The sequence below is a fragment of the Maribacter confluentis genome (assembly GCF_030505015.1).
Taxonomy (GTDB): Bacteria; Bacteroidota; Bacteroidia; order Flavobacteriales; family Flavobacteriaceae; genus Maribacter; species Maribacter sedimenticola.
Genome location: NZ_JAUKUC010000001.1, coordinates 3,323,022 through 3,345,530, shown reverse-complemented (window position 1 = coordinate 3,345,530; position 22,509 = coordinate 3,323,022). Strand labels below are relative to the sequence as shown.

Sequence of the window (22,509 nt, the reverse complement as noted above, 5' to 3'; positions counted from 1 at the left end):
GGCTTAGTCGGCGGGTACTTTTTGCTTAAGAAGTAGATGAAATTAAAAAAATGGGAAATAAAGTAGAATTTGACGTCATAAAATCTTCAGGAATACAAGTGAAATTTTCTTTGGACAAACTCCGAAATTCCTTAAAACATAGTGGTGCAGATTATGTAATCATTGAAGAAATTGTAGGTAAGGTTGGTGGAGAAATTTATAATGGCATAACTACTAATGAAATCTACAATAGGGCATTTGCCTTATTAAAAAATAAAAAATCTGTATTTGCATCTAGATACAAATTAAAAAAGGCCATATATGAACTTGGTTTAACCGGTTTTCCTTTTGGGCGTTTTGTTAGTACATTACTTAAATATTCTGATTACTCTACTAAATGTGACGAAATTATGGAAGGTATTTGCATAACACATGAAATAGATGTGGTTGCAAATAAAAACGGAGAAACAACAATTATTGAATGTAAATTTTATAGCGAAGAAGGTTTTAAATGCCCTGTAGAAACACCTCTATATATACACTCAAGGTTTAAAGACGTTCAAACGTTATGGAATAAAAAATCAAAAAATAGCAAGTTGAATAAAGGGTGGGTTGTAACTAACACACGTTTTACCGAACATGCCATAGAATATGGCAAGTGTGCCGAACTATATTTATTAAGTTGGGATTATCCGCATAAAAATGGTCTGAAAGATAGAATAGACAAATTGGGTTTATATCCCGTAACCACTTCGACATTATTAACTAATAGAGAAAAGCAGTTTTTACTAAGTAGAGATATAGTTTTATACAGACAGCTTTGGAAAGACAAATTCTTTTTAGACCACCTTGGTATTTCCACTTCAAGAAAAGAAAGAATATTAGATGATGTCAATCAACTTTGTTCCATGAAACAATAGAATTCATTTAAATAACTAGGTCATTATACTGATATTGTACAGCATCTGATTTATATCATTGTACGCGAATTTATTGGGTTGTAGTTTGTTAAAAAACAAAGGTATGCAATGGCAAAGCAAGAGATTACATCAAAGCAAAACGAAAAATTAAAAGAGCTGCATTGGAAAATTCAGCAGTGGAAAACTCAATTTCAAGTAATAGGTGATGAAATTCTTTTTTTGGAACGTTTACTGAACAGTTCTGCTTTTAATTCTAATACTCCAAATCTTTTTGAGCGTTTAGAAGATTATAAAAGAAAGATAGAAGAACTCAAATATGATTTAAAAACGATTCGAAATTCTATATCTGTACATGAAAATTCTTTAGGAGAAATGTTTGATGTTCCTGAAAACAATAACAATCAATATTACTATCAAGCCCATAATCAACTCAAATCTAATTTGAGCGATTGTATCGAGAATTTTCAAATTCTAAAATCTGAAATTTTTAATTATACTGGTACCATATTAATCAAACATAATCCTTAGATACTATTTTGTGTATTACCTGATCTAAATCATTTATTTCAAAAACCGGTTCTTATAACTTCGTTAAATATCAATTAAAAGATATAGGATGAAAGTCAAGAATGAAAAATTTAATTATACAGAATGGTTTAGTGCCGATGAAATTAACGAGCATTCTAAAGATTGGCTATCACAACTATTATTCATTAAAGATGAGCACCAATTTCTACTCAATCTAATTCAAACTTTTTCAACAAAAAAAATCAGCAAAAACCAACTAAATCAATTAGAGGATTTTAAAAACGCAATTAATGAAAATGAGATTATGTTGCATAGCTTAATCTCACAGGTAAAAAAACATATGAACCAATTAAAAATTCTGGTTGACGGCGTAAATCAGTTAGAAATGGAACATGGCTATAAGAAGACCCATAAAGAATTATTTATGAGTATGAACCAATATATGTTGGATTATAGAACGGTAAAAGAAAGAGGTTTTGCAAAATTAACATCGATTATGAAAATAACAAAACCGTCAAACAACAATGAATAGCTCAAACTTTTTTAAGTGAAGTGTAGTTTTGAAAATACTAGTACTTCATTTAACAATCAATTTATAAATGAGGTCTTTAATTCAAACTATTTCTACTATCAAGAAGAAATCAGCTCATAATTAAATTTAAAAGAAATATGAAACTACTGGTATATAGTGCAAAAGAATTTGAAATTCCTTTTCTAAAAAAAGCTAATAACAATCGTTTTGAGGTTACCTATACAAAAAATGCATTAAACAGTGAAACAGCATTAAATGCCATTGGCTATAAAGCAATTTCCATTTTTTCAGGAGACGATGCATCAGCCATAGTACTTGAAAAATTATGGAGTATTGGTGTACGCTATATTACCTTACGCTCAAGTGGACACAACAACCTCAATCTAAAAACTGCAAAGCGTTTAGGATTTCATGTTGCCAATGCCGCAGACTATTCTCCCCATGCTATTGCCGAACATGCTACCGCCATTTTATTGGCACTGAATAGAAAAATAGTTTTGGCAGATAATCAAGTTCATAATTATAATTTCTCTCAAAATGCTTTAATGGGATATAATTTACATGGTAAAACTGTAGGCATCATTGGTACTGGAAGAATTGGCAGTATTATGGCAAAAATCATGAACGGTTTTGGATGCAAAATTCTTGCATACGACCTTGTCCCGGACCACGACCTTATAGAGCTTTGTAATGTGACTTATACCCATTTAGATGTTCTATGTCATGATTCTGATATTATTAGTCTTCACATACCAATGAATTATGAAAACTATCATTTCATTAATATGGAAAGACTTTTACAAATGAAGAATGATGTAATTCTAGTAAATACTGCCAGAGGTGAACTTGTGGACACCAATGCATTAATAGAAGCCTTAGAAGCAAAACGTATTGCAGGATATGCAACTGATGTTTATGAAAAAGAACAAGGTGTTTTCTTTAACGACCATTCTAAAAATGGTATTAAGGATAAACGTTTATGGAAATTGTTAACCTACCCCAATGTGCTGCTAACACCCCACCAAGCTTTTATAACTAAAGAAGCTTTAAAAAATATTGCCGACATAACTTTTGAAAATTTACACAATTGGTCTCAAGGCAATATTAGCAAACATGAATTAGGCATGGAATTAATTAATTCATAACAATCTCTACTATAACTCATTTTTTAGCTGTGGTGTTGGATACTTAGGAATAATAAAATGTAATGTTAGAATTAAAAATGAAGATAAATATAGTCAAGAACTACAAATTTCTATTTTAGATTCTTTATATTCAATGTAAGACATTAGTCATTTAACTTTTTAATAATAATTATCGATAACAAATCGACAACTGAAAAAATAGAATTTCGCAGAACCCTCTGTATTCAAGCGTTGTCAACAATAGGTTTGAATCCTGTCAAAGTCACTACTACACAAAAAAAGCACTATAATAGCCTTGACTAATATCCTGTTACATTGTAATTTTTTGTCTAATCATCCAAGGCTTTCAATTCCTCTTCCGTAAACTCCATTCCCGTCTTGGATTTTACTTCCCTTAATTCACCTATTCGTTTTCGTTGTAGACTTTTAGGTTCATCAGAAAATGCGTTCGACACATAGGATATAATATCTGCGATATCCTTATCCGTAATGTTTTCATTTCTAATTAGACCGGGCATTGCCAAGTTTAGGTTATATTCTTCCCCCTTTACATGAACCGGACCTTCTAGCCCATGAAGGATGATCAACGCCAATCGCTCTACATTTTCAACATGTTCCGAACCCATTAACGGCGGTGCTAAACCCTCAATACCTTGACCGTTGGCACCATGGCACGATGCACATATTTGATAGAACATTTTTGCCCCGCTGGTCCTATTATCCTCATTAATTGTTTTCCGGGTATAGACAGCGTTCAGTTTACCGTTTCTTTTATTTTCCAAACTTTTACCAAGTTTATGAGCAAATGCCGATTCCCTCAACTCCCCACTAGCCATTATATTGGCATACATCAAAGAATCTATATTGGTAAGTCCACTTAACAAAGCCTCGGTAACCGTAGCATTATCCTGTCTCCTTTTCAATACCTCTAAAAATATGGGTTTAAATTTATCCTCTTCTAACGTCATCCATGGGCCCAAGGCATTGCCCAAATAAACATCCAAGGTAATATTCTTTCGAGAACCAATAGATTTAAAAATGGCCGCGGCACTATCAATATATTCTGCTGAAACATATTTTTTGGAAAGAACTAAGGCATGCGCAGCTACATCTGTATGCGCATTCTCCATTACATTGGTCAATATATCAAAGGAAAGTGCACTCCACCCTTCTAATACATATAAGGCATGAAGTTGACCTAACCGATCCTTAGAATTGATTGCCAAATCCTTGACCTCATCGGTCACTTGGGTAAGCTCCTTGTATATTAGGTAATGTTGTGCCCGATCTCTGATATACCCATTTTTATGGGTTAAAAGTGAGACCAATTCAGTAGCGCTCAACGTATTAAAATCTGTAATTAAGGTTGTTTCATCGTTTTGATGTTTTATTTTCAAGATGCGTCCAAAATCAACTATAGTATCTATACGTGTTGTTTTGGTCTTCTCCTTTAAATATGGACTTAAATATGCATGGTGCCCAATCATACCCCTATGCATATCTACGACATACATACTACCATCTGGACCATTTTTTAGGCTTACCGGACGGAAGCCTTCATCCGTAGATGTCAAAAATTCCTTGTTCTCCCATGCATGTTTTGCAATTACGGAATCGCCTTTAAAATTAAGTAGCGTACGTTTGATCAGATTACCTTCAGGAATACAAACAAAAACGTTTTCCTCATAATCCTTGGGAAAGGACCCTCCCCTATAAACCAAAGGACTACAGGCCGCCGTGGCATTTACCAAAATACTATCCGCATTTAAAACTCCCTTGGCGTAACCCCGGTTAACCGATGTAGCATGCACAGGATATACACGTTGATCAGTGGTCAGCAGTTTATCCACACTGGCTTTTGGTGTAAAATATGCATTGTTGATCAAGGTATTGGGCAACACATAGTCCCCCAATAAAATTCTTGAATTATCATTATAATACAGTCTTCCAAAATTATCATGGGTCATACCCCATTGCCCCCTAAAAGTGGTAGGTTCCTTAAGCCATTTTCCTTTATGCCTGCGGTATCTAAAGTTAGATTTGGCATTATAGATCCAATTATCAATATTCAATTCCAAAGCGTTGGGTTGATGTTCTGGGTTACCCTCTACCGCATAGATAGAGTCTACCAATACTTTATTTACCGGTTTGTCATCTTTAATTTCCACAAACCATAAATTAGGCGGAACCGCATACAATAAGCCACCATATACATGGGCCAAAGCCCTTGGCATTACAATACTATCCATAAATATTTTGGAATGGTCCGCAATACCGTCCTCATCCAAATCTTCTAGAATACGAATGCTCCCTATAGGCTCATCTTCCTCGGAGCCCTGCATATCGCTCATATAGCCTGGCATCTGCGCTACCCATATTCTACCTTTGGCATCAAAATCCATTGCTACGGGAGCCTTAAGTAAAGGTTCTGCGGCCACTACTTCAAGCTCAAAACCCGCTTCAAGTTTGTAATGGTCTAAAGGAACTTCGGTTTCCGAGAAGTTATCTTTACAAGAAAGTATCACCAAACAAAAAATGGTTAGAGGGAAAAAAGAAATGCGCATGTACTATTAAATATTTAAGATAAAATTAAAGTGTAAGGTTTATTAATCAATAAGATCAAAGGCCCTTGGCAGCCAAAGGGAAATTGATGGAAAATATGTGATCAGCATCAATACTACCACCATTGCTATCAATAGCGGGATAAGTGGTTTAATTACTTTTGCTACCGGTACTTTGGCCACACCACTACCCACAAAGAGCAAAGTCCCTACAGGCGGCGTACATACCCCTATACAAAGATTAAGAACAATGACCATACCAAATTGTACAGGATGCATACCCAAGGCCATAGCCACGGGTAAAAAAATTGGGGTGAAAATAAGAACCGCAGGTGTCATATCCATAAACGTGCCTACTATTAATAAAATTAGATTGATCAGTAAGAATACCGCGATAGGATTACTTACGGAATCTACCAGTAAGCTGGTCAACATTTGCGGTATACCCTCAAAAGAGAATAACCAGGACATAGCCATAGAAGTGGCTATAAGAAACATAACAATGGCAGTTGTCCGTGCACTTTTCAGCAATATGGATTTAAAATCGCCAACATTTAATTCCTTATTCCAAAAACCTAGCATCGCCGCATATACCACCGCTATGGCCGCAGCTTCCGTAGCGGTAAAAATACCGATAACTATACCCCCTACCACAATAAACAATAAGGTTAGGCTTAGGAATGCGTTCTTAAAATCTACAAACAATTGCTTAAAACCAACCCTATTCGCTTTGGGCAAGCCTTTTCGTTTTGCGTAAATATAGACCATGAGCATAATGGCCAATCCTACTAATATTCCGGGAATATAGCCCGCTATGAACAATGCAGCAACTGAGGCAGTACCACCACTGGCCAAGGCAAATATTATGAGGACATTACTAGGGGGTATCAACAATCCCGTAGTAGATGAACTGATATTTACAGCTGCGCTGAATTCCCTTGGGTAACCTTCACTCTCCATTTTATCGGTAAGGGTACTTCCTATGGCAGAGGCGGCCGCAATGGCCGATCCGGATATGGCACCGAACAGCATGGCAGAAATGATATTTACGTAGGCCAAACCGCCGGGTAGGCTCCCAATTAATGATTTTGCAAAATCAATAAGTCTTTTGGCCACGCCGCCCGTGTTCATCAGTTCACCGGCCAAAATAAAAAACGGTATGGCAAGAAGCGCAAAATTATCTATTCCCGTGGTCATACGTTGGCTTGCTGTAGTAACAGATGGCAAAAATGAAATATTGATCAATAATACCAGCATGGTAGATATACCTATGGAATATGCTACGGGAACACCATAGGCCAATAACGCCGCAAAGCTTATGAACAATACCAATACACTTATAAGTTCAATGCTCATCTATAAAAAATTTTGTTTTTTAATATTGTAGAAAGAAAAGAAAATTATGATTATACCGCACACGGGTACAATGGCATAGACATAACCTAAAGGTACATGTAGGGCAGATGATGTTTGCCCTAAGCTCAAGGTTGTGTACACAAGATTACCCCCACCAATTACCATAATAACGAGCGCAAAAATCGCCATACAGATTTGGATAACTTTTTGTCTTCTCTTTCTTTTTTCGCCGGATAATTTGGATAGTAAAAAATCCATGGACAAATGTCCTTCTTTTTGTCCGTTAATATAGGCAGCTCCCAAAACCGTAAGCCAGATTAAGGAAAATCTTGCAAATTCTTCCGTAAATGAACTTGATTGTCCTATAACATAACGGGATACTACCTGCCAAACAACATCAATGACCAAAAGGCCAAATATGGTTACAAGCAGATATTCAATACAGGAGTTAAGGATAGTATATATTTTTTGCATTATTGGGCCAAGATTTTTTCAATTACCGTTTTCATCTTTTTATCCTGCATCATTTTTTCCATAACACCAGATGCCTTTGCCGAAAATTTGGTCTTATCAGGATATAGGAATTCCACATTGGCTTTCTTTAACACCTCCATATTCTCTGCAACCGTCTCTTGCCAATATTGCTTTTGTTTTATTACACTTTCATTGGCCGCATCTTGTAACCATTGTTGTTCTTCACTACTTAGTGTATTCCAAAATTTGGTACCTATAACCACCACGTCCGGGACCATCGTGTGCTCATCGAACGTATAATATTTACATACTTCATAATGGTTTGAGGTTACAAATGAAGGTATATTGTTCTCCGCACCGTCCACTACATTTTGTTGTAGGGCCGTGTACAGTTCACCGTAAGCCATTGGCGTTGCCGATCCTCCCAAGGTATTGACCATATTGACCGACATTTCGTCGTTCATGGTCCTTATCTTCATACCGTCCAAATCCTGAGGGGTTTTTACCGGTTTCTTTTTAGCATAAAAACTTCTGGCACCAGCATCATAAAAACAAAGTCCCCTTAAAAGATATGCAGAACTACTTTCCAATAATTCCTTGCCAACCTCGCCTTCCAACACCTTAAATAGATGTTCCCTGTCCCTAAACAAGTAGGGTATACTGGTAACTTGGTACGCTGGCGCAAAATTAGACATGGATGCCGCACTAACCTTGGTCATTGCTATACTTCCGATCTGCAATAATTCCAACACCTCTCGCTCCGTACCTAATTGGCCATCCGGAAATATCTTCACCTCCAAATTACCGTTAGATTTTTTCTCAACGGATTCTTTCATGGCAACAATTCCCTTATGTACCGGATGTGTTGTAGGTAAAGAATGGGCAAAAAAAAGTATTTTCTTATCGGAATCAATAACACAGGAATTAAAAAGGAACACACAACATAAAAGTGCTCCTATAACATGTTTACCCTTCAATAACCAACTACATATCTTCCTTCCTGCTATCATGAACTATTTTTAAATGTTAAGGCCTAACCTTACACCCTTTTCCAATCCCGATAATTGTGCCAAGCCCATTGCCCTTCCTATTAAGGAATACCCGGAATAAAATTCATTTTGTCTTTTCTTATCATCTAGCAATACATGGCCATGATCTGGTCTCATAGGTATCCTTACCACACCACTACCATTATTCTCCCTTTTCCGCTGTTGTTCAACTATGGCTTTCATTACCTTATCTATTGGTACGGACCCCCCCAAATGTTCAGCTTCATAAAAACTGCCATCTTCTGACCTGGCCACATTTCTTAAATGTATAAAATGAATCTTGTCTCCAAAATCCTCTACGATTTTTACCAGATCATTATCTGCAGATGCTCCTAAGGAACCAGAACAAAAAGTTAATCCGTTACTTGGCGAAGGACAACATTCCAACAAAAATTTAATTTCGTCGTAATTGGATACAATTCTTGGCACACCAAAAACGGAAAACGGAGGGTCATCTGGATGTACCGCCATACGAACACCAATTTTTTCCGCTTCTGGAATGATGGCATTTAAAAAATAAGATAGATTCTCCTGAAGTTGGGTCTTACTAATTTTCAAGACTGTGGCATGGTTGGCCTTAAATTCATCTAACGCGATCAATTTTCTAGAACCTGGCATTCCCGCCAATATAGATTCTTCCAATTTCTTTTTACCATCAGCGGAAAGTCCCTCAAAATATGATTTTGCCTCTTGATAAGCTTTCTCAGGGTAAGTTTCCTTCGCATTTTCACGCTTAAGGATAAATAGGTCGAACGCAGCTGCCGAAATTGGACTGTACCGTAATGCAGATGCTCCTGTAGGCAAAATATAGTCCAGGTCTGTGCGTGTCCAATCTATTAACTGCATAAAGTTATAGCACACGTCATAAATACCGTTTTCTGCCAAGTTTTTAAGTGTTTTAATATAATTGGAGATATACCGATCTCTTTCTGGCAAACCGTATTTAATAGCAGTGTGGATATTGACGCTCTCAACTACAGTCCATTCCATATTATGGGCTTCAATTTCATTTTTAAGTGCGGTAATGGTCTCCACGGGCCAAACCTCCCCAACAGGTACATGTTGGCATGCCGCCACAATACCTTCTACACCTAATTGACGTATATCTGCCAGTTCTACACCAAATTCAGGTCCAAACCAACGAAATGTTTTTTTTAAGTATTCCATAATTAATATGAGCAACACAATTGTGTATGATTAAAATGCTTTAACAAGATTTAAATATAGTAAACTAGTTATTAAATGTAATGGATTACACACCCGAGAAAGAACTAAATCCACCATCTACATCGAATATGCTACCAGTAACAAAACTAGAGGCATCACTCAGTAGATAATGCACCATACCGTTGAGTTCGGAAGCATCACCAAAACGACCCATAGGTGTATTTTTAATAATACTATTGCCACGTTCCGTATAAGACCCGTCCTCGTTGGTCAACAACCTTCTATTTTGGTTGCCTATAAAGAAACCGGGAGCTATGGCATTTACCCTTAACTTATCCCCATGTTTTGAAGCCAGCTCGTTAGCCATCCATTTGGTAAATATATCTATAGCGCCTTTAGCCATAGAATAACCTAACACTCTGGAAATGCTTTGTTTAGCTGCCATTGAAGAAATATTTACGATAGAGCCGTAACCTTGTTCCTCCATTAATTCACTTAATATTACGGTTGGGATTACGGTACCAAAAAGGTTGATATCTACCACCTTACGGGTATCTCCCATGGTAATATCCCTAATGGTCTGTTCCGGTTTTAACGTAGCACCGGGAATATTGCCCCCTGCTAAATTTACAAGTCCGTCCAAATGTTTAAACTCCTTTTTAATGCCATCCTTTAATTGTAAAAGCTCTTTTTCATCCATGACATCAACCTTAAAAATAGATGTGCTTTTGGCAACAATATCATTTAGTTCGGATTGTTTGGCCTGCAATTTTTCCAGGGACCTTCCAAGTAACAATACATGGGCACCATTTCTAATTAAATATTCTGCAATAGAGCCCCCTAAGGTACCCGTACCTCCTGATAAGGCGTAATTTTTGTTTTTTAAAGACAGTAAATCGTTCATTTAATTTTCTTTTGCTTTCTTATATGCGGCTATGGTGGTATAATATTTGGTCAACATATTGGGAACCTCCCACTTGGGCAGCTCGCCAAGTTCCAAATACTTTAAATAATTTGATGTTACTTGCGCAAAATGGGCTTCATGACCAATCTTATATTGATCGGGAATACCAATTTTCCATTTTCCTTCCTTTATTTTTTCCAAGGTAGTACCCGGAAATTGTTCTCCTATCTCATTTTCAATTGCCAAGTTAAGGGATTTCTCAAAATTGTCTCCCAATTTAGATTCCACATAAAGCACGGGCTTGAAATTTTCTTCATTTCCTTGTTTGATAATCAGGTTTGATTTTGTGCCCCGCATAATACTGTAATGTGTATCTCCGGTACCTTCTGGAGCCATATAATTCCAAATTACGGAAACCTTTGCGAACTTACCATTTATCTTGTAGGTTATTTCACCGTTGCTAAAAACATTTAAGCCATCTTTTGCAATATCTTTTTCAAGATATTTGGGATAGGTATCCAGACCCGTAACATCTTGAAATTCCTGTAACGAAAGAACTGTTGGCCATCTACGTGCATGGACCATTTCTATTTGGGATGAATCTATAATCTGATCCGGAAAAGCTTCCCATTGCACCAAATCTACCAAATGTGTGGTAACGTCCACAATACCCTCGCCCTCTTCATTAACATCAAAAAACCATGCCGGTCTAACTAACGGTTTGCCTGATACAAATTTATAAAAGTGATGAACACTCTCTTTGCTTATGGCCGGTTCTTCGGCACTGCCATTGATCAGTTCACCAAATATATCCGGCAGCATAGATATTTTTTTTTGCATCATAGTCGTAGACTCAAAACGTTCCGTCATGATATCATAGATCAAAACACCTTTTTCCTCCGCAATCCTAAACGCTTCTTTAAGCTTAGCAAAACCATCAGGATTAATGACCAATGGCTTATCTGCATATACGTTTAAGCCCGCTTTTACCGCTGCAAGGATATAATCTATTTTTTTTGAATTTTTACCCGCAACCACCATAACGTTGCCAGGCTTATCCGTAATCATTTTATGCAAATAATCATCTTGCAAATACGTATTTACCTTCCATGCCGTTGGGTCATCTGCCCTTGTATTATATTGAGCTATCTTATTTAAAAAATCATCTACCTCTGGTCCTTTAGGTGCAAATACATGAATGGTAGAATCTACCTGGGGATACATGGTCTTTTGAACAAGTGCCGCATGAAAATGTCCTGGATCTAATGTCATCAACTTAACCAACTGTTCTTTCCCATTGGTAGTTTCCACTTGTTTTTTTTCCTGTGCACATGAAAGGCAAAGAAAAAGTGCAGGCGCCACGATCATTTTAAATTTTAACGTTGTTTTCATTAGTTACATTTTACTAAAAAATATGACCACTACCGGTGGTCATATCCTTATTATTTTCTAGAAGACTCATTTCTAACGCACTGTGCATTAAAAAAAACACCTTCATCATTTATAAGCGAAGGAGCTTTCACTTTTTTTAAGCTTTTATATAATTGGTTCCGTAGGGTTTGCGCTGTGCCCTTTCTAACATGGCGTTAGCCTCAGGGTCATTAATGAACCACTCGTTTTCCGGGTCCCAAATTAACTTACGCGAAAACTGCATGGCAATATCGCTAATAAGACAAACCGTACATGCTTTATGTCCTTTATCTATAGGAGATATGGGTGCTTTACGTGTTATGATACATTCTAACCAATTACCATGTTGGTCATCTATCTTTTCTAAATGAATTTCATTTTCCCCAATTACGGAATCCAATATTTTAGGGTCCGATGCATTCAGGGCCTTGGCACTTTTCTCCTTGTCTACCGGATCGGTAGCAGAAGCCGTATAATTTCCTCTGGATACAAAAATCCATCCGTCATCTCCAATATACTGAATTCCGTTAGTATAACCCCCACTGGTATATACCGTAATACCATTATCATATTCATGTTTTACAAAGAAATCCCCATGTACGTTCCATAGGCCGGACTTTGGAAACTCTGCCAAACTTTCTACAGATATAGGTCCTGACAATTCAGTATTCATACCCCATGCGGCAGAATCGTAATGATGTTGGCCCCAACCGGTTATCATACCTGCTCCGTAATTACGATGCCTTAACCATCCCGGTCTACTATAGCCATCTTGCGGATGCACCCCAATCTCGGTATAGGGAACTTCTGGGGTAGACCCCAACCACATATCATAATTTAGATTACTGGGCACGGGCATTTCTGGTGCTTCCGGACCAGCGGGATCACCGGGTAAACCAATTTTTACGGTATGTATTTTTCCGATCCTACCATTTCTTACCAATTCTGCCGCTACCCTAAATTGTGGCATGGCACGTTGTTGGGTACCCACCTGTAAGATTACATTATTATCCTGCACGGCTTTACGTAACTGTTGTCCTTCTTTTACAGTTAAAGAAGTTGGTTTCTGAAGATAGATATCCTTACCGGCAATAGCGGCTTCCATAGCGGGTTGCGAATGCCAATGATCGGGGGTACTGATGACTACGGCATCAATATCCTTATTCAATAACATTTCACGGTAATCCCCGTACATCTTGGTATCCATATACTTGTCCTTACCGGTCTTTTGCTTATAGTAACCATCTACCAAGACCTTGGCGTCGTTCATACGTTTACTATCCAGATCGCAAACAGCCACATAACGTGCATTGTCAAACCTTATGGTATCATGAATATCATGGTCACGTGCAATTCTCCCGCATCCTATCTGGCCAATACTTATTTTGTTACTTGGAGCATTTTTACCGAAAACCGAAGATGGTACTATGGTAGGAAATGCTACTGCAGCCGCAGTACCCAATGATGATTTTTTTATAAAATTTCTTCTTTGCATCTGTGTATATCTTTTTAGTTTGCGATTGGTTTTAGTTCTAATGGATTTGCAAATGATTGCCAATAGGCCTCTGCTTCCTCTTCGGAGAGTTCACCATCGAACACAATCATTCTGTATTTTAATTCATATTCCTTGTTAGGTAGAATTTGCCATTCTACGTGACGTATCGGACAGAATTCAAAAAACATATCTCCCCTACCTCCATTACCATCAATTGGCCATACACGCATAGGTTCTGGATGCATTCTATTATTTGGGTTGCTTAAAAACAATATACCATTGGTACCCTTACCATCACTGGATTCCCCGGTAACTATGGCCCATTTGGCATTAGTACCATCGGCAGTCAGACGGTCTTCACCTTCTGAAGTCAACACTTTACAATTGTCCTTATGCCACCTTTCAGTAAAACGCATACCTAGTCCACCTCCATATCTATACGCTTCAAAAAGAATTCCGTCTGCCAAGGGGGTGGAAAAAGAAGAGGTATAGTCCAACATATAACGATCGTCCCTACCAAGGTCCCATAATCTTATTTGAAGATTTTCATTTAATGCAACCTGTGGTTCTGTTTGTGTTTTGTAATCTATATGTTCCTGTACCGCATTAAAACCTGTTGAAACAGCACCATTGGAAATTTCATTAAACTCTTTGAACAGTACAGTACCTTGGCCATCCCCTAGGTTCCAAAAATCTACTCGCATGGTATCTATGCGGGTATGTGTCCATGGTCCCCAAACCCCATAATGATGCCAGTGATCTGGAGGGTTTATCCTGGTCAATGTATCTCCTTTTGGTGTAATGATAGGATGTATAAATCCTGATTTTTTAAATATGGTATCTACTCCCTTTGGTGGGTAGTGCATACCGTAACGGTAAGCTACCAGTGCATTATTGTTATTTTGCAACATTAAATTGCCCTCTTTTTTTACCGCTAAAAATTTTTGAGTGGTAGGTACAGGTTCATTATTTACCAGTACTTGATACTCATCTGTATGGTTATTTTGATGTATGAACCAAATCTTATTTGCTACAGTATCCAAATCAAAGGGAATAATATCCTTCCCATTCAATAGGCTTATATTTTCATCTTTAAGTTCTTCCAGCTCCAAGGATACAGGTGCATTAATCAATAAGCCACTACCCTCTTGAAAATGAAAATTATATTCTTTTTTATTTTGCTGACAAGAAATCAGAAATACAACAAATACAATTAAAAATATGTTCTTCATAATTAACAAATTTGGATAACGTTTATTAAAAAACCAACTCACTTAAAAGTATTATAAAAAAACAACAAACTACATATACCTCATGTAATTCATTAATATTAAGCAACATAACATATTTCCGTCATTAATAATTATCAGGAATAAGCTACAACTTTAACTATCCAAATTGCACCACGGTTTCCTTCAATCTCATCCTCCGGAATAGGTCCAAGATTAAAATGAGGTTTCATACCGGTTTCAACATAAAATGGACTATTGTTAATAATATGATCATTAAGTTTATCGGTTTTATGGATAAATCTATACAATCGATTTTAATTATGCAACCGATTGCATAAACATTTTGTTAAAAATATAAATTATCAATATTTTTAAGATGTTTATATCGGTAATAATTTAATCTTATATACTAAATTTTATTAAAATCTTAAATTTCATGCAATAATTAAAAAACTTGCGTAATATTATTGCGTTAAACACCACCAAATGTCCAGAAAGATTACTATTTACGATTTGGCACAGATGCTAAATGTGTCGCCCGCAACAGTAAGTAGAAGTTTAAACGACCATCATTCCATCAGTGATGCCACCAAAAAGCGCATTCTTGAAAAAGCGGAAGAAGTGGGTTATAGAACCAATAAGTTCGCTGCCAATCTTAGCAATCAAAAATCCAATACCATTGGGGTCATTGTACCACGATTAAATTCTTATTTTATGTCCACCGTGCTAGCCGGTATAGAGCAGGTCGCCAATGAGGTAGGTTATAATTTGATTATTAGCCAGTCCTTGGAGTCCGAAGAAAAAGAAAAGATCAATACAAGGACTTTACTTGATAGTGGTGTTGATGCATTATTGATATCTCTAGCCAATGATTCTAAGGATTACAAACATTTTGAGCATTTTATAACACATAAAATTCCCATATTATTCTTTGATAGGGTTATTGACCTGCCCCATTGTCCTAAAATTTTAATAGACAACCTTTCTGCAGGCTATGAAGCCGGAAAACATCTTATTGAACAAGGTTGTGCCAATTTGCTGCATATAAGCGGGAATCTTAAAAGAAAACTATATGAGGATCGGTATAAAGGTTTTAAAAATGCATTGTTGGAACATCAATTGGAAATAAACGATTATACATTAATAGAAACCGACCTAGACCCCAAAAACATACAATCTGTAATTAAAATCATTACGGGTTCTCCAAAAAAAATAGATGGTATTTTTGTAGCCAGTGACAATTATGCCGCCAATTGCATAAAAGAATTAAAAAAAGCGGGTATACGAGTACCACAGGATATAAAAGTAGTAGGGTTCAATAATGACCCCGTTTCTGAAATAATAAGTCCAAATCTCACTACAATTAATTATCCGGGGCACAAAATGGGAGTTTTGGCAGGTGAAAGTATTATTGCCCACTTAAAAGGTTCCATAAATTTACAGTCTACCAATACCATTCTATTACGTCATCAACTTATAATAAGAGAATCATCATCCAATTAATAAAAACCAATGAAAACAACACATATACTTGCTCTCCTATTTTGTTTATTAATAGGCCATTCCTTTTTGTTTGCACAAAGTCTAGAACCTATAAAAATTACCGATAATTGGTTGGCACAACTAGAAGGACTTATTCCCTCGCCTACCGTTAAACCTACCAATAAAAGGAAGGTTCTCGTCTTTTCCAAAGCCACGGGATTTGATCATTGGACCATTCCGCATAATATAGAGATGCTTAAGCTATTTGGTAAAAAAACGGATGCCTTTCAAATACATGTAGGTTTTGATATTGATAATTTTGATAAAAAAAATTTAAAGAAATATGATGCCGTTGTACTCAACAATTCCAATCCCACCGGTCCTAAAAGAGATTTGTTCTACGACCTGTTAAAAAACTATACTTCTCTCTCTGAAGAGGATATAGTAAACAAAGCAAAAACCTATGAGCAGAATTTAATGGACTATGTAAAAAAAGGGGGCGGTCTCATGATATTACATGGTGCAATAGTGGTACAAAACAATTCCAAGAAATTTAGTGATATGACAGGTGGAAGTTTTGATTATCATCCAAAACAGCAACAAATGCATATTAAGGAAGTAGACAGCAAGCACCCTTTGGTAAAAGCCTTTCAGGGAAATGGTTTTATACATATGGATGAACCCTATTTTTTTAAAAATTCCTATTTCAACTATAATTTTAGACCTTTATTATATTTTGAAGTGGATACAATAGAAGACGTTAAACACGAGCCATCAAATAATATAAACTATGTGGCTTGGATCAAACGATATGGTAAGGGAAGGGTCTTTTATTCTTCACTATCGCACAACGCACAAAGTTTGGAGCATCCGGAACTGTTACAGTTCTTAATGGATGGGTTACAATATGTAACCGGGGATTTAAAGGCGGACGATAGCCCCATGCAACGGCCAAACTAAAATATTAGCAATCCTTTAAAACAGGATTTATATAATAATTCCAAACCAAATAATTGAAAGACCATGAGCAATTTCCTAAACAGTAATTTTTTACTTGAAAATAAATTTTCTCAAGAATTATATCACGATTATGCGTGTAAAATGCCCATTATAGATTACCATAACCACTTACCGCCAGAGTTAATTGCCAATAATTATCAGTTTGATAACCTCACCAATGTTTGGATAGACGGTGACCATTATAAATGGCGTGCAATGAGAACGTTGGGCATTAAGGAAGATTATATTACCGGTAATGCTTCTGACGAAGAAAAATTCTTGAAATGGGCACAAACGGTACCCTATACCATGAGAAATCCACTATACCATTGGACCCATTTGGAACTACAGCGATACTTTGGAATAGATGAATTACTTACCCCAAAGAGTGCACATAGTATTTATAAAAGCGCCAATGAACAATTAAAAGAAGCCAATTATAACACCCAAGGGCTTCTAAATACCATGAATGTGGAATTTTTGTGCACAACAGAAGATCCAACAGATAGTCTGGACAACCATAAAGTCATTGCAAAAAGCACATTTAAAACCAAGGTCAGCACAGCCTTTAGACCAGATAATGCCATACATATAGATGCTCCATCATTTAATGGGTACATTATAAAACTATCAGATGTTTCAGGTGTAGCCATTAACTCCTTAGATACCCTGCGGGAGGCCTTACGTAAAAGAATACGCTATTTTCATGAACACGGATGTAGGATTGCCGATCATGGACTGTCTCATATGTATGCATCGGAATTTAGTGAAAACCAAGTCAATTCCGTTTTAAAAAAGAAACTGGACGGTAAAACTATTACCGAAGATGAGATACATATCTTTAAAAGCGCTGTGCTTATGTTCCTCTCCAAAACCTATCATGAATTGGGCTGGGTACAACAATTTCATTTAGGGGCATTACGTAATAATAATACCCGTATGCTCAACCAATTGGGACCAAATACGGGGTGGGACTCCATAGGTGACTGGCTACAGGCGGAACATTTGTCCAACTACTTAAACCAATTGGATGGGAAGGACCAATTATGCAAAACTATTATCTACAACCTCAACCCAAGGGATAATGAAGTGTTTGCCAGTATGATCGGTAATTTTAATGATGGCTCCTTAAGGGGTAAGGTACAATTTGGTTCCGGATGGTGGTTTTTGGATCAAAAAGATGGCATGACAAAGCAGATAAATGCCCTATCAAATATTGGACTTATTAGTTGTTTCATTGGTATGCTGACGGACTCCAGAAGCTTTCTTTCATTTCCCCGTCACGAATATTTTAGAAGAATTCTTTGTAATCTATTCGGCACAGAAATAGAAAATGGGGAACTCCCTAATGATATGGAATGGATAGGGAGCATGGTTCAAGATATTTGCTACAATAATGCAAAAGAATATTTTGAACTTTAATAAAGTATATTTTTATAACATGAAAGTTTAAGGAATAGCCATAAAAGGAAATTGCGTACAATATATCTTAATTGTAATGTAGCGTTTTTATCCAAAAATCCCCCAGCAAAGACATATTTGACAAATACTCCATAAACATTATAGGTTTTTACCTACAATAATGTGCTGTTCAACAACAATAATTAAGCAAATCCCTTCAATTTTTTACTTGGGACCAATTTTAAAAACGAATCATCACAAGATGTTCCATACTATAATTTGGTATCGCCCCCATTTAGTTGTCCTATTGTTGCTGTTTTATATTATCCCTATCGGCAATTTACCGGCGCAAACCTCAGAAAAGGATAGTTTATATTAGCAAATACAGGCATATCAAAAACTTAAGATTTACCAAAAAGATACCGCGTATATTAATCTGTTATATACGTATGGTAGAAAATTAAGTTATTATAATTTGGATAGCCTTTTAATGATATCCAGTTCATCAATTAAGTTAAGTAAATCAATAGGTTATAAATCTGAGGAAATACAAGGTTTAATAAATTTAGGTAGCTGTTATTCTGAGATAGGAGAACAAGATAATGCCATTGCCAAATTCCATACCGCTAAGGAAATGGCAGAGCATTCCCAAGATTTAGAACTAGCATTTAGGTCAAAAAACTTTTTGGCCATATAATACGAAAACAAAGATGAATATGCCAAAGCCCTCAATGAATACCTAGAAGGAATTGCACTGGCAAAAACCTCAAAAAACAATACTTGGCTCAGCACATTTTATGTAAACACATCACATTTATACAGTGTACAGGAAGATTATGAGCAATCTATCTTCTTTTTAATAAAAGCCACAGAAACCAATAAACAGGGGAATGACGACAAAATTGCTGCCATATCCCTTGCAGATTTGACTGCATCATATATTGAGATAAATTATTTAAACAATGCTACTAAAAGTGTAAACGAAGGCATTACCATTCTTGAAAAATTAAACTTTATGGAATGGCTCACTTTTGCCTACGAATTAAAAACGGACATATACTTAAAACAAAAAAAATATAATGAGGCTCTTCAATGGTATATGAAAAGTGAAAAAATTTAGGATGACATTGCAAGATTCCTTGGTACACAGATATTTCCAAAGCTTATATAGGACTCAAAAATTATTCATTGGCGAAAGCATATGCAGAAAATTCCTTGGCAATTGCAGAGCAATTAAATATTCTGGATAACCAACAACAAAATTTACAATTACTCTATGATATTAATAAAACAGTAATACAACAGGTGCCCTGGACTATTTAGAGCAACTTAAAAAAGTATCGGATACCATTAATGATAACAAAAACGAAAAAGATCTAAAAACACTAAAATCCTTTCTTAAATTTAAAAAGGTAAAGTAACGCTATCTTGTTGAAAACGAACAAATAGTAACCCGTCAATAATATTACTTTTAAGGTACACTTTTGGAGGTAATGGCAGCCCTGATCATAATATTTATATTAAAAAGAAAAGGAAAGGTACTGGGAAATTTATGTAAAGGAAACCAGAATAGGGTTATCCAAAGAAGCCGGGAATAAATTATTAAAAAAAGATGAAACCTTTACCACATATGGCACCAACAATGAAAAAGGTACAGGACTTGGTCTAGTGTTATGTAAAGAAATGATTGAGAACAATAAGGGCAAAATCTGGGTAGAGAGCACCCTTAATGAAGGTAGCTGCTTCTATTTTACGGCACCAAAGGCAATTTCCCAAATTGCGAATAGCTTAATATTCTATATGGTTTAGAACGTTTAATATCGTGATTACCCGTACATAAATTCCCGAAAGTTGTAAACAACACAAAAAAACAACCGTTTTGTAAGCCTTTTAAATATAGTTTTGCCCTCAAGCAGTAATTCTATCATATTAAATACAAGGTTTGAGGAAAGCAATATTTTACATGGTCATTAGTACTTTTTCATTTAGTTTAATGAATTCGTTCGTAAAGTATCTAAGTAATTTCCCAACTTTTGAAATTGTTTTTTTTAGAGCGGTAGGCTCATTGGTATTAGGCACTTCCTACATTTTGGTAATGGGAATCCCCATCTTGGGAAATAAACGAAAATTAATGGTTATGAGAGCGTTAGCCGGTCTTACCGCTATGAGCCTCTTTTTTATGTCATTACAGTATCTACCTGCTGGGACTGCGGTTTCTTTACGGTACATGGCCCCAATATATGCAGCTATAATCGCTGTTTTTCTTTTAGGGGAGAAATTAAAAAATGTACAATGGTTCTTGTTTTTACTTGCCTTTGGCGGTGTTTTGGTTTTGAAAGGTTTTGATAAGGAATTAAATTCTACAGGCCTAATATTGGTTTTATCGGCCTCGGTATTTAGTGGTTTGGTGTATGTTTTAATACGTAAAATTGGAAATAGTGACCACCCATTGGTAATTGTAAACTACTTCATGTTCATTGCAACCGTAGTAGGGGGATTACTTTCTATAAATGATTGGATTTTACCAATAGGGTTGGATTGGATACGCTTGTTGAGCTTAGGACTATTTGGGTTTTTTGGGCAAGTATTCATGACCAAAGCTTTCCAAATTGCAAAGACCAATATGGTAGCCCCATTAAAATATATTGAAGTCATTTTTACCATTTTGATCGGTGTAACTTGGTTTGGCGATGTCTATACCTTATGGAGTTGTGTAGGAATACTTATGATCGTTACGGCCTTGGTGGCCAATGTTATTGTCGGCAGGAAAACCTGAGAACAAAAAAACTACCAATAATAAATCATCGGTAGTTAAGGGTAAATGGTCAGTATTTAATCTATTATTTCCTATATCCCTGTTCGGCTAAACTATTATTGCCATCATTTAAAGAAGAGAAAATTACTTCAGTAACTTCTTGTTCAATTTCCGCAGCATTATTATAATAAAATAATGCAGTCAATATAATTGCCATCAATACTATACCATTGGCTATCATTTTGGAATCAATACATCTCTCCTTATTGCACATAATACGTTCTTATTTGTGTAAGTAATTTAGAAATTTTAATTTTAATTAACAAATTTTTAAGAAAATCGGTTTTTACCAATTCTGATTATTTGAGCATACGTTTTAAAATAATGTTAAGTAAAATGTTAATGTTATAAGAGATTTAACAGTTGAAAAAACTTCTAATGAATACCATTAAATAACGTTCGAAAAACGTCAATAAATGCGTGAAACTGGCTATACTTTTGAATCTGTAAAATGAATGTATAATTATAAAAGATAGAACACATGAAAACATTAAAAACAATAATAAGTAGTCTATTATTATTTTTGGCTATTGGTTTACATGCCCAAAATGATAAGGACCAAAAAATCATCGCAGACGCCAATGATGCCAAGGACAAGCTAATGACCATGGAAGTAGGCCTAGATCATTTTTTTACCAGTTCCGCAGGGTATGTCATTTTTCCTAATGTAGGTAAAGGAGGCCTTATTATTGGTGGAGCCTCTGGAAATGGTGTGGTTTATGAGAATGGAGACATTATAGGAATGGCAGATTTGAAAAAATTAAGTGTTGGTTTACAAGCAGGTGGACAAGCTATTACAGAAGTCATCTTTTTTGAAACTGCTGAAGACTTGGCAGAATTTAAGGAAGGGGATTTTGAATTTTCTGCAGAAGCGTCTGCCGTTGCCCTAAAGTCCGGTGTAGCCGTAAATGCAAAGTATAAAGATGGTGTTGCCGTTTTTGCCCTACCTAAAGCTGGTTTAATGGCCGATGCTTCAGTTGGTGGACAAAAGTTTGATTTTACTCCTATAATGAAGTAATTTCGATTTTTTATCATTTGATGTAAAGCCGTCCAATTGGGC

Annotated in this window: 24 protein-coding genes; 13 read left to right on the top strand and 11 right to left on the bottom strand. The window is 36.1% G+C overall.

Translation table 11 applies throughout. The features are described 5' to 3' along the window. Nucleotides 1–50: 50 nt before the first annotated feature. The 4 genes from Q2T41_RS14510 to Q2T41_RS14495 all read left to right on the top strand — a co-directional run bounded on the left by Q2T41_RS14510 (nucleotide 51) and on the right by Q2T41_RS14495 (nucleotide 3,104). Entirely contained in the window at nucleotides 51–899 is an 849-nt protein-coding gene (locus Q2T41_RS14510) for a restriction endonuclease (RefSeq protein WP_304436649.1), read from the top strand. Between the two features lie 108 nt (nucleotides 900–1,007). After that, nucleotides 1,008–1,427: a hypothetical protein gene (locus Q2T41_RS14505; protein ID WP_304436648.1), complete on the top strand. Its 420-nt coding sequence runs from the start codon at nucleotides 1,008–1,010 to the stop codon at nucleotides 1,425–1,427. A gap of 88 nt (nucleotides 1,428–1,515) precedes the next feature. After that, on the top strand, nucleotides 1,516–1,959 hold the full coding sequence (locus tag Q2T41_RS14500) for a hypothetical protein (protein ID WP_304436647.1): 444 nt from the start codon (nucleotides 1,516–1,518) through the stop codon (nucleotides 1,957–1,959). A gap of 137 nt (nucleotides 1,960–2,096) precedes the next feature. Beyond that, complete coding sequence (locus tag Q2T41_RS14495; protein WP_304436646.1) at nucleotides 2,097–3,104, top strand: 2-hydroxyacid dehydrogenase; 1,008 nt, start codon at nucleotides 2,097–2,099, stop codon at nucleotides 3,102–3,104. A gap of 329 nt (nucleotides 3,105–3,433) precedes the next feature. On the opposite strand, the gene Q2T41_RS14490 is transcribed toward Q2T41_RS14495, so the two are convergent. The 10 genes from Q2T41_RS14490 to Q2T41_RS14445 all read right to left on the bottom strand — a co-directional run bounded on the left by Q2T41_RS14490 (nucleotide 3,434) and on the right by Q2T41_RS14445 (nucleotide 15,060). Then, entirely contained in the window at nucleotides 3,434–5,629 is a 2,196-nt protein-coding gene (locus tag Q2T41_RS14490; RefSeq protein WP_304437456.1) for a DUF7133 domain-containing protein, read from the bottom strand. An 81-nt stretch (nucleotides 5,630–5,710) separates the two neighbouring features. After that, nucleotides 5,711–7,021 (bottom strand): TRAP transporter large permease, encoded by a 1,311-nt coding sequence (locus Q2T41_RS14485; protein WP_304436645.1) that lies wholly within the window; start codon nucleotides 7,019–7,021, stop codon nucleotides 5,711–5,713. After that, nucleotides 7,022–7,495, bottom strand: coding sequence for a TRAP transporter small permease (locus tag Q2T41_RS14480; protein WP_304436644.1), 474 nt, complete (start codon nucleotides 7,493–7,495; stop codon nucleotides 7,022–7,024). Next, nucleotides 7,495–8,505 (bottom strand): TRAP transporter substrate-binding protein, encoded by a 1,011-nt coding sequence (locus Q2T41_RS14475; protein WP_304436643.1) that lies wholly within the window; start codon nucleotides 8,503–8,505, stop codon nucleotides 7,495–7,497. Before Q2T41_RS14475 ends, Q2T41_RS14480 begins: the two co-directional genes overlap by 1 nt. A 9-nt stretch (nucleotides 8,506–8,514) precedes the next feature. Beyond that, nucleotides 8,515–9,729 (bottom strand): mannonate dehydratase, encoded by a 1,215-nt coding sequence (uxuA, locus tag Q2T41_RS14470; RefSeq protein WP_304436642.1) that lies wholly within the window; start codon nucleotides 9,727–9,729, stop codon nucleotides 8,515–8,517. Nucleotides 9,730–9,796: 67 nt separating this feature from the next. After that, entirely contained in the window at nucleotides 9,797–10,615 is an 819-nt protein-coding gene (locus tag Q2T41_RS14465; protein ID WP_304436641.1) for an SDR family oxidoreductase, read from the bottom strand. Continuing rightward, nucleotides 10,616–12,007 (bottom strand): putative oxidoreductase C-terminal domain-containing protein, encoded by a 1,392-nt coding sequence (locus tag Q2T41_RS14460; protein ID WP_304436640.1) that lies wholly within the window; start codon nucleotides 12,005–12,007, stop codon nucleotides 10,616–10,618. Nucleotides 12,008–12,143: 136 nt separating this feature from the next. Continuing rightward, entirely contained in the window at nucleotides 12,144–13,520 is a 1,377-nt protein-coding gene (locus Q2T41_RS14455) for a Gfo/Idh/MocA family oxidoreductase (protein WP_304436639.1), read from the bottom strand. Nucleotides 13,521–13,534: 14 nt separating this feature from the next. Continuing rightward, nucleotides 13,535–14,752, bottom strand: a complete 1,218-nt coding sequence (locus Q2T41_RS14450) for a DUF6807 domain-containing protein (protein ID WP_304436638.1) — start codon at nucleotides 14,750–14,752, stop codon at nucleotides 13,535–13,537. A 134-nt stretch (nucleotides 14,753–14,886) separates the two neighbouring features. Next, entirely contained in the window at nucleotides 14,887–15,060 is a 174-nt protein-coding gene (locus Q2T41_RS14445) for a hypothetical protein (RefSeq protein ID WP_304436637.1), read from the bottom strand. A gap of 178 nt (nucleotides 15,061–15,238) precedes the next feature. Here Q2T41_RS14445 and Q2T41_RS14440 point away from each other — a divergent pair, with 178 nt between their 5' ends. The 8 genes from Q2T41_RS14440 (at nucleotide 15,239) to Q2T41_RS14405 (ending at nucleotide 21,410) form a co-directional block, all read left to right on the top strand. Continuing rightward, nucleotides 15,239–16,255, top strand: coding sequence for a LacI family DNA-binding transcriptional regulator (locus Q2T41_RS14440; RefSeq protein ID WP_304436636.1), 1,017 nt, complete (start codon nucleotides 15,239–15,241; stop codon nucleotides 16,253–16,255). 9 nt (nucleotides 16,256–16,264) lie between these two features. After that, entirely contained in the window at nucleotides 16,265–17,194 is a 930-nt protein-coding gene (locus Q2T41_RS14435; RefSeq protein ID WP_304436635.1) for a ThuA domain-containing protein, read from the top strand. Between the two features lie 63 nt (nucleotides 17,195–17,257). Beyond that, nucleotides 17,258–18,655: a glucuronate isomerase gene (uxaC, locus tag Q2T41_RS14430; protein ID WP_304436634.1), complete on the top strand. Its 1,398-nt coding sequence runs from the start codon at nucleotides 17,258–17,260 to the stop codon at nucleotides 18,653–18,655. A 454-nt stretch (nucleotides 18,656–19,109) separates the two neighbouring features. Continuing rightward, entirely contained in the window at nucleotides 19,110–19,331 is a 222-nt protein-coding gene (locus Q2T41_RS14425) for a tetratricopeptide repeat protein (RefSeq protein ID WP_304436633.1), read from the top strand. Nucleotides 19,332–19,559: 228 nt separating this feature from the next. Continuing rightward, nucleotides 19,560–19,754, top strand: coding sequence for a hypothetical protein (locus Q2T41_RS14420; RefSeq protein ID WP_304436632.1), 195 nt, complete (start codon nucleotides 19,560–19,562; stop codon nucleotides 19,752–19,754). Nucleotides 19,755–19,822: 68 nt separating this feature from the next. Next, the gene (locus Q2T41_RS14415) at nucleotides 19,823–19,957 is read left to right on the top strand and encodes a hypothetical protein (RefSeq protein WP_304436631.1); all 135 of its coding nucleotides are present in this window, start codon (nucleotides 19,823–19,825) and stop codon (nucleotides 19,955–19,957) included. Nucleotides 19,958–20,182: 225 nt separating this feature from the next. Beyond that, complete coding sequence (locus tag Q2T41_RS14410; protein WP_304437455.1) at nucleotides 20,183–20,443, top strand: ATP-binding protein; 261 nt, start codon at nucleotides 20,183–20,185, stop codon at nucleotides 20,441–20,443. A gap of 133 nt (nucleotides 20,444–20,576) precedes the next feature. Further along, on the top strand, nucleotides 20,577–21,410 hold the full coding sequence (locus Q2T41_RS14405) for a DMT family transporter (protein WP_304436630.1): 834 nt from the start codon (nucleotides 20,577–20,579) through the stop codon (nucleotides 21,408–21,410). Between the two features lie 64 nt (nucleotides 21,411–21,474). Here Q2T41_RS14405 and Q2T41_RS14400 read toward each other — a convergent pair whose 3' ends face one another. Beyond that, the gene (locus tag Q2T41_RS14400; RefSeq protein ID WP_304436629.1) at nucleotides 21,475–21,663 is read right to left on the bottom strand and encodes a hypothetical protein; all 189 of its coding nucleotides are present in this window, start codon (nucleotides 21,661–21,663) and stop codon (nucleotides 21,475–21,477) included. A 267-nt stretch (nucleotides 21,664–21,930) separates the two neighbouring features. On the opposite strand from Q2T41_RS14400, the gene Q2T41_RS14395 reads away from it, so the two are divergent. Then, on the top strand, nucleotides 21,931–22,467 hold the full coding sequence (locus Q2T41_RS14395; RefSeq protein ID WP_304436628.1) for a lipid-binding SYLF domain-containing protein: 537 nt from the start codon (nucleotides 21,931–21,933) through the stop codon (nucleotides 22,465–22,467). Nucleotides 22,468–22,509: the final 42 nt, after the last annotated feature.

Coding starts and splice junctions, on each gene's coding strand:
- Q2T41_RS14455 (WP_304436639.1), bottom strand. CDS start 13,520: ATGCAAAGAAGAAATTTTATAAAAAAATCATCATTGGGTACTGCGGCT.
- Q2T41_RS14395 (WP_304436628.1), top strand. CDS start 21,931: ATGAAAACATTAAAAACAATAATAAGTAGTCTATTATTATTTTTGGCT.
- Q2T41_RS14400 (WP_304436629.1), bottom strand. CDS start 21,663: ATGTGCAATAAGGAGAGATGTATTGATTCCAAAATGATAGCCAATGGT.
- Q2T41_RS14510 (WP_304436649.1), top strand. CDS start 51: ATGGGAAATAAAGTAGAATTTGACGTCATAAAATCTTCAGGAATACAA.
- Q2T41_RS14435 (WP_304436635.1), top strand. CDS start 16,265: ATGAAAACAACACATATACTTGCTCTCCTATTTTGTTTATTAATAGGC.
- Q2T41_RS14450 (WP_304436638.1), bottom strand. CDS start 14,752: ATGAAGAACATATTTTTAATTGTATTTGTTGTATTTCTGATTTCTTGT.
- Q2T41_RS14505 (WP_304436648.1), top strand. CDS start 1,008: ATGGCAAAGCAAGAGATTACATCAAAGCAAAACGAAAAATTAAAAGAG.
- Q2T41_RS14495 (WP_304436646.1), top strand. CDS start 2,097: ATGAAACTACTGGTATATAGTGCAAAAGAATTTGAAATTCCTTTTCTA.
- uxaC (WP_304436634.1), top strand. CDS start 17,258: ATGAGCAATTTCCTAAACAGTAATTTTTTACTTGAAAATAAATTTTCT.
- Q2T41_RS14465 (WP_304436641.1), bottom strand. CDS start 10,615: ATGAACGATTTACTGTCTTTAAAAAACAAAAATTACGCCTTATCAGGA.
- Q2T41_RS14475 (WP_304436643.1), bottom strand. CDS start 8,505: ATGATAGCAGGAAGGAAGATATGTAGTTGGTTATTGAAGGGTAAACAT.
- Q2T41_RS14485 (WP_304436645.1), bottom strand. CDS start 7,021: ATGAGCATTGAACTTATAAGTGTATTGGTATTGTTCATAAGCTTTGCG.
- Q2T41_RS14440 (WP_304436636.1), top strand. CDS start 15,239: ATGTCCAGAAAGATTACTATTTACGATTTGGCACAGATGCTAAATGTG.
- Q2T41_RS14460 (WP_304436640.1), bottom strand. CDS start 12,007: ATGAAAACAACGTTAAAATTTAAAATGATCGTGGCGCCTGCACTTTTT.
- Q2T41_RS14480 (WP_304436644.1), bottom strand. CDS start 7,495: ATGCAAAAAATATATACTATCCTTAACTCCTGTATTGAATATCTGCTT.
- Q2T41_RS14500 (WP_304436647.1), top strand. CDS start 1,516: ATGAAAGTCAAGAATGAAAAATTTAATTATACAGAATGGTTTAGTGCC.